General features: G+C 66.2%; 10 protein-coding genes. All 10 read right to left on the bottom strand.

Annotated features, from left to right (window positions below; all coding sequences use genetic code 11):
* Positions 1–3: 3 nt before the first annotated feature.
* Entirely contained in the window at positions 4–1,200 is a 1,197-nt protein-coding gene (locus AC13F7_RS18020) for a flagellin (protein ID WP_483002538.1), read from the bottom strand.
* A gap of 72 nt (positions 1,201–1,272) precedes the next feature.
* Positions 1,273–2,439 (bottom strand): flagellin, encoded by a 1,167-nt coding sequence (locus AC13F7_RS18015; protein ID WP_483002537.1) that lies wholly within the window; start codon positions 2,437–2,439, stop codon positions 1,273–1,275.
* Between the two features lie 363 nt (positions 2,440–2,802).
* Entirely contained in the window at positions 2,803–4,005 is a 1,203-nt protein-coding gene (flgL, locus tag AC13F7_RS18010; protein WP_483002536.1) for a flagellar hook-associated protein FlgL, read from the bottom strand.
* Entirely contained in the window at positions 4,002–5,882 is a 1,881-nt protein-coding gene (gene flgK, locus AC13F7_RS18005) for a flagellar hook-associated protein FlgK (protein ID WP_483002535.1), read from the bottom strand. The genes flgL and flgK overlap by 4 nt, the downstream gene beginning before the upstream one ends.
* An 8-nt stretch (positions 5,883–5,890) precedes the next feature.
* Positions 5,891–7,108, bottom strand: coding sequence for a flagellar assembly peptidoglycan hydrolase FlgJ (flgJ, locus tag AC13F7_RS18000; RefSeq protein WP_483002534.1), 1,218 nt, complete (start codon positions 7,106–7,108; stop codon positions 5,891–5,893).
* 1 nt (position 7,109) lies between these two features.
* Positions 7,110–8,207, bottom strand: a complete 1,098-nt coding sequence (locus tag AC13F7_RS17995; RefSeq protein WP_481467619.1) for a flagellar basal body P-ring protein FlgI — start codon at positions 8,205–8,207, stop codon at positions 7,110–7,112.
* A 94-nt stretch (positions 8,208–8,301) separates the two neighbouring features.
* Positions 8,302–8,994: a flagellar basal body L-ring protein FlgH gene (gene flgH, locus AC13F7_RS17990; protein WP_481467316.1), complete on the bottom strand. Its 693-nt coding sequence runs from the start codon at positions 8,992–8,994 to the stop codon at positions 8,302–8,304.
* A 22-nt stretch (positions 8,995–9,016) separates the two neighbouring features.
* Positions 9,017–9,802, bottom strand: a complete 786-nt coding sequence (gene flgG, locus AC13F7_RS17985; protein WP_123729220.1) for a flagellar basal-body rod protein FlgG — start codon at positions 9,800–9,802, stop codon at positions 9,017–9,019.
* A 105-nt stretch (positions 9,803–9,907) separates the two neighbouring features.
* On the bottom strand, positions 9,908–10,663 hold the full coding sequence (locus AC13F7_RS17980) for a flagellar basal body rod protein FlgF (protein WP_481467318.1): 756 nt from the start codon (positions 10,661–10,663) through the stop codon (positions 9,908–9,910).
* Between the two features lie 35 nt (positions 10,664–10,698).
* Positions 10,699–11,922, bottom strand: coding sequence for a flagellar hook protein FlgE (gene flgE, locus AC13F7_RS17975; protein WP_481467320.1), 1,224 nt, complete (start codon positions 11,920–11,922; stop codon positions 10,699–10,701).
* Positions 11,923–11,950: the final 28 nt, after the last annotated feature.

Genomic DNA, 11,950 nt, shown 5'->3' with positions numbered 1-11,950 from the left:
GGATCAGCGCAGCAGGCTGAGCACGTTCTGCGGCACCTGGTTGGCCTGGGCCAGCATGGCCGTGCCGGCCTGCTGCAGGATCTGGGTGCGGGTCAGCTCTGCGGTTTCCTTGGCGAAATCGGTGTCCTTGATGCGGCTGCGCGACGCGGACAGGTTTTCCGAGGAGGTCTGCAGGTTGGCAACGACCGAGGTGAAGCGGTTCTGGATCGCACCCAAATCGGCGCGGGTGTTGTTGATCGAGCTCAGCGCCTTGTCAACGATTTCCAGCGCCTGCTGGGCACCCTTGACGGTGGAAACGTCGATCTTGTCGGCGAACTGCTTGCCCGGCGTCGCCGGCGCGGTGCTCGCATCGGTGTAGGTTGCGCCGGTAGCGGCCACGGTGAAGCCCTTATACGCGCCGTCCTTGTCAACGCTGTCCTTGACCGAGGTCAGGGTCACGCCGGTGCCGGCGGTATCGACTTCGGCATAGACGCCGGTTTCACCGATCTTGGCGTTGATGTGCGAGGCCAGCGCGGTGGCGGCGGCGGTGCCGGTGGCGGCAACGCTGCCGGCGCTCTTGACAGTCAGCGCGTCGAAGTCGACCTTGGCGCCCTTGCTGTCAGTGATGCTCAGGCCGGTGATGTTGATATCAGCGGTGGCAGAAGCAGCAGCCGTGATGGCTACCGCGCCAGTGGCGAACTCGGCACCGCCCAAGGCATTGGCCTTGGCGTCCACGACCTTGTCGATGGCGATGGCCTGGCCGGCGTTGGCACCGACCTGGAACAGCTGGCTGGAGAACGAGCCATCCAGCAGCTTGGTGCCGTTGAAGTCGGACTGCTTGGCGACGCGGTCGATTTCGCTGACCAGCTGGGTTACTTCGGCCTGCAGGGCCTTGCGGTCGCTGGCCGAGTTGGTGGCGTTGGAGGCCTGCACCGACAGCTCGCGGACGCGCTGCAGGTTGTTGCCGATTTCGGTCAGCGAACCTTCGGCGACCTGCGCCAGCGAGATGCCATCGTTGGCGTTGCGGATGGCCACGTCGGTGCCGCGGATCTGGGTGCCGAAGCGCTCGGAGATGGCCAGACCGGCCGCATCGTCCTTGGCACTGTTGATGCGCGAACCCGACGACAGGCGCTGGATCGTGGTGGCCAGGGAGCTGCCGCTGGTGCTCAGATTACGCTGAGCATTCAACGACATCGTGTTGGTGTTGATGACTTGTGCCATGAGGAGGGGTCCTTGAGCGGTTGCACGTGAGTTGGGTTAGACGCTCATGACGTGCTTCAGGAGCGGCTCATGTCAGCGCTGCAACAGGCTGAGCACGTTCTGCGGCACCTGGTTGGCCTGGGCCAGCATGGCCGTACCGGCCTGCTGCAGGATCTGGGTGCGGGTCAACTCTGCGGTTTCCTTGGCGAAGTCGGTATCGCGGATGCGGCTGCGCGATGCGGACAGGTTTTCCGAGGAGGTCTGCAGGTTGGCAACGACGGAGGTGAAGCGGTTCTGGATGGCACCGAGATCGGCGCGCACGCTGTTGACCGACTCCAATGCCTTGTCGACGATTTCCAGGGCCTTCTGCGCGCCGACATAGGACGAAACGTCCAGGTCCTTGACGAAGGCGGAGGTGGCGGTCGCGGCGACGGAACTCGGCGCAGCGACGGTGGAGTCGGCCAGGTTCAGCTGGCCGGCACCATCGATGACCAGGTCGCGGTCTGCCTTCACGGAGGTCAGCTTCAGGCTGTGGGTGTCCGGGGTGCCGGCGGTGGTGACCACCTCGGCATAGACACCGGCTTCACCGATCTTGCTGTTGATCTGGGCGGCGGCGGAGGCGGCGAACTCGGCGGTGGTGCTGCCAGAGATCGTGCCGATCTCAACGCCATTGATGGTGACGTCTTCCAGGTCGGTGATGACGGTGATATCGGCGCTGCTGCTGACCGACGGAGCGAACTTGGCGTTGCCCAGCGAGCTGGACTTGGCGTCGACCACGTTGTTGATGGCGATCGCCTGACCGGCGTTGGCGCCGACCTGGAACAGCTGGCTGGTGAAGCTACCATCCAGCAGTTTGGTACCGTTGAAGTCAGACTGCTTGGCGACGCGGTCGATTTCGCTGACCAGCTGGGTCACTTCGGCCTGGAGGGCCTTGCGGTCGCTGGCCGAGTTGGTGGCGTTGGAGGCCTGCACGGCCAGTTCGCGGACACGCTGCAGATTGTTGCCGATCTCGCTCAGCGAACCCTCGGCGACCTGGGCCAGCGAGATGCCGTCGTTGGCATTGCGGATCGCGACGTCGGTGCCGCGGATCTGGGTGCCGAAGCGCTCGGAAATTGCCAGGCCGGCGGCGTCGTCTTTTGCGCTGTTGATGCGCAGGCCCGACGACAGGCGCTGGATGGTGGTAGCGAGCGAGCTGCCGCTGGTGCTCAGGTTGCGCTGAGCGTTGAGCGACATCGTATTGGTGTTGATTACCTGTGCCATGGGTCGTCTCCCTTATTGGAATCCCGGTGGTGAAAGGAACGAAGCGCCGCCGTTTTTTTGTTTTTGGCTGTGTGCTTCGCTGTTGCCAAATCAATAACGGCGCTTTGTCAACAACCTTTAGGCGGAGATTTGGCTGGAATTGACGGGGAGGCGCGAGAGGACGAATTTCACGGGCCATCCGGCCGTGGCTGGAGCGAGGGCAGGCTTGGAAGAGCACTGCGCGCAGGAAAGTCGCCGTGTAGACCAGCGATGGGGTCAGGACCGCCCCCTCCGGCCCCGATGGCTATGCCAGGACCCAGAACGAAGAAGGCCGCGATGCTCAGAGCATCGCGGCCTTCAGGCCAACCCAGGTTGTAGGGGCGATCAGCGGATCGTGTTGAACAGCGACATCTGCTGCATCTGCGAGAACAGGGTCTGTGCCGCCTGCAGGGCGGTCTTTTCCAGCTGGTACTGGCTCAACGCGTCGGCGTAGTCCACGTCGCGCATCTGCGAGAGAGTGGTCTTGAGCGTCACGACATTCGATTCGCGCATGTCCGCAGCATTGTCCAGCATCTTCAACTGGGCACCGCCGGAAGCGCGTGAGTCGATCATCCGCTCGGAGGCACGTGCCACGTCGCGCAGGCCGCTTTGCAGCAGGTTCTGCTGGGCTGCCTGCTGGGCAGGGGTGCCCGTGTCCATCTTCAGCGCGCCGATCAGCGAATCCAGGGTGCCGAAGATGTCGCGGCTGGAGGACGGGCTCACCTCGAAGGTGTCACCTGCCGCTGGCACGCCGTCGATATGCAGGCGCACGCCGTTGACCACAATGTCGTCCCCGGCCTTCATGCTCCCAGTGGAGACCACGGTGCCGCCGGCATCGACCAGTTCGTAGGCATCGGCGGCAGTGAAGCGCACGCTGAAGCCCTCGCCATTCCAGCCGCCATCACCGTTGCGGGTGACGTTGGTGAGCACGCCGGTACCGGTGTTGCCGGCCGCCGCCGCAGCATCCACGTGCCCATCGCCGGTGACGATGCGCATGAAGATCTCGCTGCCGGGCAGGGCGTCGAGCACGTAGGTGTCCGGGCCGACCTCGACCTGACGCTGGTTCTGGTCGCCGTTGTAGACGATCCGGCCATCGATCTGGCTGAACGGCGGGCTGCCGTCATCGGTGCCACCGAATACATAGCGGCCGGTGCCGTCGGTACTGTTGGCCACCGCCAGCAGATTGCCGCGGATCGCCTCGATTTCCGTGACCATGGATTGCTTGTCAGCCGCGGCCAGCGCCGGGTTGTTGGCGTAGATGGTCAGTTCGGTGATGCGGCCCATCATGTCGCCGACCTGGGCGAGTGCATTTTCCTGGATGCCCAGCCGGTTCTGCACGTTGCCGGCGTTGAGCTGCATGCGGTCCAGCGAGGCCAGGGTGCGGTCCAGGCCGACCGCGCTGCCGGCCGAGACCGGATCGTCCTTGGCGGTCACGATCTTGCTGCCGGTGGAGATCTGACGCTCCAGGTGGCTCATCTTCGCCTGCGAGGCCAGCATCAACGACACCGACTGGTTGAACATCATGCCGGTGGAAATACGATTGTTCATGAGCGTACGGCTCCGAGGATCGTCTGGAACATGGTGTCGGCGGTGGAGATCAGCTGCGAGGCGGCCTGGTAGGCCTGCTGCAGGCGGAGCATGTCCGAGGCTTCTTCATCCAGATTGACGCCGGAGATCGAGTCCCGGGCGGCCTGGGCCTGGTCCGTGATCACCTGCTGGGCCATCAGGGAATACTCGGCCGAACGCGCAGCGGCACCGACCTGGGTGGTCAGGCCGCCGAGGGCGCCACTGAGGGTGACCGTGCCTTCGTTGAATGCCTTGGCCTGCTCGACCTTGGCCAGCAGCAGCGCGTTGCTGTTGTCCGAGGAGCCGGCCGGGGTCGGTGCGATGGTGAAGGTATCGCCGGTCTTGGGCGCGCCGTCGAGGACGAAGCTCCAGCCGTTGGCGGTGATGGTCTGGCCGGCGGTATAGGTGTTGGGTGCTCCGCCATCGATGGTGTATTCGGTGGCGCTGATGAACACGATCGCCGCCGGATTGCGCAGCGCCGCGTTGTCCGCGTCGGTCACCTTCACCCCGGTCAGCTTGCCGGTGCCGGTGTTGGCCATCGCGGCAGTGCCCTTGATCGGGGCGGCTGCGGCCAGGCGGGAGGTGTCAGTGATCGCCACCTCCATGCTGCCGGCCACGCCCGCCGTGGGCTGCAGCAGGAAGCGGTCATCCGTGGACGGGGTGCCGGTCATGACCAGCTCGACGCCGTTGAGCACCAGCGGATCGGCAGCGGTGCCGGTGCCGGTCATCGGGATGCTGGCACCGGTGTCCGCCCGCGAGGCCAGCCACTGGGTGCCATCGAACTTCATCACGATGTTCTGGCCGTCCAGCTTGGCCAGATCGCCGAAGCGCGCGGTCATCTGGGCGGTGCCGGCATTGTTGCTGTTGGCGGTGATGCGCGGGTTGCCGATGTTGAAGAAGTCGCCGCCCATCTGGCCGTAGAGATCGGCGCCCTGGCGGTGGACGTCGTTGAAGCTGCTGGCCATGCCGATTGCCAGCTTGCCGAGCTCGGCCTGGGCCGGCGTCAGCACCGTGTCGCGGAACTCCAGCAGGCCGCCGATCTGGCCGCCGAGCGTCTTGGGCTCGATGGTGATCTTCTGGCCCTGGCTTTCCAGCGCCAGCTGCAGGCGCTCGGGCTGGTAGGGGTCGGTGACGGTGGTGACCCTGGAGGCCGTGGTACCCACCACCAGCGCCTGACCGCCGGCGGTGTAGACGTTCATCAGCCCGCCGTCCTGCATCACCGCGTTGCCGCCGGTGTAGCCGACCAGGTTGGCGATCAGTTCGTCACGGCGATCCAGCAAATCCGGCGCCGCGGTGGCGGCGTTGCCACCGATCGCACCGTTGAGCTGAGCGATTTCCTTGGCCAGCCGGTTGATCTCGGTGGCGCCGGCGATCAGGCCGTTGTTGACCTCGCCGTTGAGGTTGTTGAGCTGGGTGTTGAGCTGCTGGAAGCGGCCGGACAGGGTCTTGCCGGCATCCAGCACGTTCTGGCGGTCGGCGCTGCCGGAGGCATTGGACGACAGGCCGCTGACGGAGTCGAAGAAGTTCGACCACACACCGGCGACGTTGGTGGCGGTGTCGGAGAACATGGCGTCCACGCGGTCGGCCATGGTGGACAGCTGCTTCAGGCGCGCCAGTTCACCGCTGCCGTCGAGCAGGCGCGAGATCGCCAGCTGGTCGGCAACGCGACGCACGTCGGTGATCCGGGTGCCGTTGCCGACGTCGCCATACCCGTAGTTCTGCGGGTTGGCGGTGGCGAAATCCACCTTCTGCCGGCTGTAGCCCGGCGTCTTGATGTTGGCGACGTTATGGCTGGTGGTCGCCAGGGCGCGCTGGAAAGCGAGCAGGGCGCTGGTGCCGGTGGAGAGAACGCTGGACATGGATTACCTCAACGACGGATGACACCCAGCCCGGTCGGGCTGGCGGTGCTGGCAAAAGTGCGACCCAGGCGCTGGCCGGCATCGGTCACGGCCGCGACGGCGCGTTCGATGGTCGGGCCGCCGGCGATCGCGGCGATCTTGGCGGCATAGGTGGGGTCGGTGGCATAGCCGGCGCGCTGCAGGCCCTGCGCGAAGCTGCGGACGTCGCTGCCGGCCTGGAGGGCGTTCTGGTAACGCGGGCTGGTCTTCAGCAGGCGCACGTAGTCGGCGAAGCTGTCGCCCACCGAGTTGTAGGCGCGGAAGCTGGCGGTTTCGTTACGGCGTACGCCATTGACGTACTCGTGGGTGCCACTGGTGGCGCGCTCGCCCTGCCAACCGTTGGCCTTGATCCCGAACAGGTTGTGCGAACTGTCGCCGCCACTGCGGCGTACCAGCTTGCGGCCCCAGCCGGTCTCCAGCGCGGCCTGGGCGACCAGCGCCTTGGCATCCACGCCCAGTTCGCGGGCTGCCTGCTGGGCATGGCCCCAGATGCTGGCGACGAAGCCGGCCGGGGTGTGCGGGCCCAGCTCCGCAGCCGCGGTGGAGGCGGCCAGGCTATCAACCGCGCTGGGGCCGGTGGCGGCCGTGCGGTTGACGTCCTGCCAGCGGTCATCGCCCATCGCCCAGTTGGCGCTGGCTGGATCGGCCTCTGCAGCGGCGGCGTAGGGATCACGACTGCCGATCGCCTCGTGCATCTGGCTGCTCTCGCGCCCGGCGATCAGGTCCAGCGCACGCTCCATCGGTTGCAGGACCGCCGACGGTTCGCTGCCGCCCAGCTTCTGCAGCAGATCCACTTCACTGGGCACCACCGGCGCCGTCGCTGCCGGCAGCGGCAGGCCAGCGGCGGCCGGGGCATTGAGGCGATAGGCGCGCAGTGCGGCGGCCGGGTTGAGCGAGGTATCCACCGGCTTGGCGGTCTCGCCTTCGCCGCCACCGAGCTGGCGCGCGATCATGCTGGACAGGCCCAGCCCGCGGCCGCGCGTCATCGCGTCGGCGATCTTCTGGTCGTACATCTCGCGGAACATGGTGTTTTCGCCGGGGAACAGCGAATCGCCGAAGCTGGCCTCACGCATGCTCTTGATCAGCATCTGGGCGAACTGGCCCTCCAGCTGGCGGGCGACCTTGTCGACCTTGGCCTGGCTGTTGGGCTGGGCGGGGTTGAGTTCCAGCGCCGGTTGAATGCGCATGTCAGATCACCTCCAGCTCGGCACTCAGTGCGCCGGCCTGCTTGAGGGCTTCCAGGATGGCGATCAGATCGCCCGGGGCTGCGCCGACGGCGTTCACCGCGTGCACGATTTCATCCAGGGTGGTGCCGCCATTGAACTTGAACATGCGGCTGCCATCGGCGGTCGCGGTGATCGTCGACTGGGGCGTCACCGCCGTCTGGCCGCCGCTGAAGGCACCCGGCTGGCTGACGTTGAGGTTTTCGTTGATGGTGACGGTCAGCGAGCCATGCGAGATCGCCGCCGCGCCCACGCGTACCTGTGAACCGATCACCACGGTACCGGTACGCGAGTTGACCACCACCTTGGCCGGCGCGCTGCCGGGGGTGAGTTCCAGATTCTCGATGCGCGCCAGCAGGCCGATGCGTGCGCCCGGATCAGACGGCGACTGCACCGACACGGTGACGCCGTCGATGGCGCGGGCAGCACCTTCGCCGAAGGCGTTGTTCAATGCCGCCACCATGCGCGAAACCGTGGTGAAGTCGTTCTTGTGCAGGTTCAAGGTGATGTCGCCACCACCGCTGAACACGTCCGGCAATGCACGTTCGACGGTGGCACCGTTGGGGATGCGGCCGACGCTGGGTACGTTGACCGACACGCGCGAGCCGTCCTTGCCCTGCACGCCGAAGCCGCCGACGATCAGGTTGCCCTGGGCGATCGCATAGACCTGCCCATCGGCACCGCGCAGTGGCGCCATCAGCAGCGAGCCGCCGCGCAGCGAGACCGCGTTGCCAACCGAAGAGACGGTGATGTCGATCGGCTGGCCAGGCTTGGCGAACGGCGGCAGCTCGGCGTGGATCGCCACGGCCGCCACGTTCTTCAGCTGCGGATTGACGTTGGCCGGCACGTTGACGCCCAGTTCGCCGAGCAGGTTCTTCAGGCTCTGCACGGTGAAGGGAGCCTGGCTGGTGCGGTCGCCGCTGCCATCCAGGCCGACCACCAGGCCGTACCCGACCAGCGCGTTGCCGCGCACGCCGCCAACCTGCGCCAGGTCCTTGATGCGCTCGGCGGAGGCGGGCGCAACCAGCGCGAACACGGCCAGCAGCGCCAGCAGCGCCCGCATCGCGCCGTGCGACACCACACCTCGTTGCTTCGACGTGTAGAGCGACGCCATGCGTCGCTGTCCGAACAGGGAAAGGAAGAAGGTCATGTCAGGCTCAGTACGGCGACAGCGCCGAGTTGAAGAAGCGGCTCAACCAGCCCATCGCATTGGACTGGGCGATCGCACCGCGGCCGCCGTAGACGATGCGGGCATCGGCAACACGGCTGGAGGGAATGGTGTTGTCCGGGAAGATGTCCGCCGCGCGCACGATGCCCTGCACCTGCACCAGCTCATCACCACGGTTCAGGCGCAGATTCTTGGCGCCCTGTACCACCAGGTTGCCGTTGGGCAGGCGCTGGATCACGGTGACGGTCACGCTGCCCTGCAGGCGGTTGCTCTGCGCGCTGGTGCCTTTGCCGGTGAAGTCGCGCGACCCGGCCGCACTGGCGCTGAGGATGTCCTTGCCGCCCAGCGTGACCGGCGCACCGAAGATCGTCGGGGTGCCGATGCTGAGCTCCGACTCTTTCGAGGTGGAGGTGTTGGCGGTGGTCTGCGCCGTGGTGTTCTCGGTCAGCGTGATCGTGAGCAGGTCGCCCACATCGCGTGCCCGGCGGTCGGAGTACAGCTGCAGCCCGGGGCCGGCGGCGTAGATCGCGCCGGCCGTGGCCTGTGCCGATGGCGGCATGATCGGTTCGACCGGGGCCATGGCGGGGTACGGCCGGACATCGCCGGCGATCACGCAGCCACTCAGCGTGGCGACGACCACGGCGGCGGAGAACAGGCGGAGGGTAGGGGCAAGACGCGACATGGCAGGTTCCCGGTTCGACCGATCAGACGTTCTGGTTGAGGTAGCCGAGCATGGCGTCGGTGGTGGAGATCGCCTTGGCGTTCATTTCGTAGGCGCGCTGGGTTTCGATCATCGAGACCAGCTCTTCCACCACGTTGACGTTGCTGCCTTCCAGCGCACCCTGCACCACGGTGCCCAGGCCGTTGAGGCCGGGATTGCCGTTCTGTGCGGGGCCGGAGGCGGTGGTTTCCAGGAACAGGTTTTCACCGCGGGCCTGCAGGCCGGCCGGATTGACGAAGTCGGTCAGGGTCAGCGCGCCGATTTCCACGGTGGCGGCGTCGTCGGCCATCTTCACGCTGATGGTGCCGTCGGTACCGATGGTCAGCGACTGCGCGCCTTCCGGAATCTGGATGCCCGGCTGCACCGGGTAACCGCTGTTGGTGACCAGCTCGCCATCCTGGTTGCGCTGGAACGAGCCATCGCGGGTGTAGGCCGAAGAGCCGTCCGGCATCTGCACTTCAAAGAAGCCGCGGCCGTTGACCATCACATCCAGCGCGCGGCCGGTCTGCTGCTGGCTGCCCTGCTCGAAATTCTTGGCGGTGGCGACCACGCGCACACCGGTACCCAGCTGCAGGCCCGAGGGCAGCTGCGTCTGGGCGGAGGAGGCGCCACCCGGCTGACGCACCTGCTGGTACAGCAGGTCTTCGAAGCTGGCACGGTCCTGCTTGAAACCGGTGGTGTTGGTGTTGGCGAGGTTGTTGGAAACCACCGACATGCGCGTCTGCTGCGCATCCAGTCCGGTTTTGGCGATCCACAATGCCTGGTTCATGGCGTGATTCCTGTGTTGTAGCGGATGGCCGCGTGGTGCGGCCCTTGTGAAGGGCAATGCATGGCGCGTGCCACAACGGCGCCGGGATTACGTCACCGGGGGCGATCAGCCGCCCAGGCGCAGCAGGCTGTTGGCACTGCGGGCGTTGTCGTCGCCGTGCTTGATCACCTTGACCTGCATTTCGTACTGGCGCTGCAGCTGGATCATCTGCACCAGCGCGCCGGCGGCATCGACGTTGCTGCCTTCCAGTTGCCCGCTTTCCAGCGATTTGCCCTGGGCCTGCACGAACGGCTGCTGCGGGTCGGTGTTGCGCATCAGCCCGTCCAGGCCGCGCTCCAGCCGGGCGTCCTCGGCCTGCACCACGCGGATGCGGCCGATGTTGGCCATGGTCTGCGGGCCTTCGCCCAGCGGGATGATCGAGATCGTGCCGTCGTTGCCGATATCCATGGCCTGGTGCGGCGGCACCGCCAGCGGATTGCCGTTCTCGTCCAGGACCGGATGGCCGCCGGCGGTGACCAGCTGGCCATTGGGCGTGATCGACAGTGCCGCACCACGGGTGTACGCCTCACCGCCGTTGGCACCTGGCGCCTGCACGGCCAGCCAGTTGCCGGCCTGCAGGGACAGATCCAACGGGTTGCCGGTGAGCTGCTGTGCGCCCATCCGGCGGTTGAAGCCGGCGTCGACGTGCATCGCATCCACGCGCGAGGCGTAGCCGGTCCCCTTCACCGGGAAAGCCTCGGTATTGGCGAGTGCCTCCTTGAAGCCGGGGGTGTCGGTGTTGGCCAGGTTGTGCGACAGCGTGCCCTGCGCCTGCAGGGAGGCGCGTGCACCGGTCATCGCGACGTAGAGTGCCTTGTCCATCGGTGGTGTAGTCCCGTGTTGCGGTCAGTGGCTCATCAACGCAGGTTGATGATGGTCTGGGTGATCTGGTCCTGCGTGGAAACCATCTGCGAGTTCGCCTGGAAGTTGCGCTGGGCGGTGATCATGTTGACCAGCTGCTCGGTCAGGTCGACCGTGGAGGCTTCCAGCGAACCGGCCTGGACCTTGCCCAGGTTGGAGCTGTCCGGCGCGCCGGTGCGCGGGGTGCCGGAGTTGAAGGTTTCCACCCACAGGTTGTTGCCCTTGGCTTCCAGGCCCTGCGCGTTGTTGAAGGTGGTCAGCGCGACCTGGCCCAGCGGACGGTCATCGCCGTTGGAGTAGCGCGCGTAGACCACGCCTTCCTCGGACACGGTGACTTCGTTGAGCTTGCCGGCCGCGTAGCCGTCCTGCTGGGTGTTGCGCAGGGCGAACTTCTCGCCGTACTGGGTCGAGCCGCTGATATCCAGGGTCAGCGACAGATCACCCGCGCCGGTGGTCGGGCTGAACGCGGTGAACGCGATCTTCCCGTTGGCCGGGACGGTCAGAGCACCGGATTCATTGAACTCCATCGCAGTGGGGGCGCCCACCGGTTGTCCGTCAACGAAGTTGTGGACCTGCCATGCATTGGTACCGGCTGCTTTGACGAAATACGAGGTCTGGGTGTGGCTGACACCGAGCGAGTCGTACACGGTGATGCCACCGGTGGAATGGTTGTAGCTGTTCGAATCGGTCGGATCGAACGCGGCGACGGTCGGCGGCTTGGCATTGGCCGGCAGGGTGAAGCTGATGTTGACGCCCGTGGTCTGCTTGGGCGGACTGTCGGTGGTCAGCAGCTGCAGATCGGTCAGGCGGCCGGCATCGAAGTTGGTGCCATCGGCGTTGGGCGCGAACACCTGCAGGCGTGCGCCCTGCGGGTTGATCACGTAGCCGGCCTGGTCGGTCTGGAAGTTGCCGGCGCGCGAATACACGCGGGCGCCGTTCATGGTCATGGTGAAGAAGCCCTCACCGGAAATGGCCATGTCCAGGCTGCGCCCGGTCTGTTCGTTGTTGCCCTGCGAGAACTGCTGGGCGACGTTGGTCAGGCGTACGCCCGAGCCGACCGCGTTCTTGGACAGGCCGTAGCTGGTGGCCGAGAACAGATCGGCGAACTCGGCGCGCGACTGCTTGAAGCCGGTGGTGTTGACGTTGGCGATATTGTTCGCCGTGACGTTCAGATCGGCATTGGCTGCGTTGATGCCGGACAACGAGACGTTGAAGCCCATGGGTTGCTCCTGTGGATTCGGGTGGTGC

The sequence above is a fragment of the Stenotrophomonas sp. K-6 genome, from assembly GCF_056861555.1.
The sequence above is the reverse complement of the archived record's forward strand: the minus strand, read 5'-3'. Positions and strand labels throughout refer to the sequence as shown.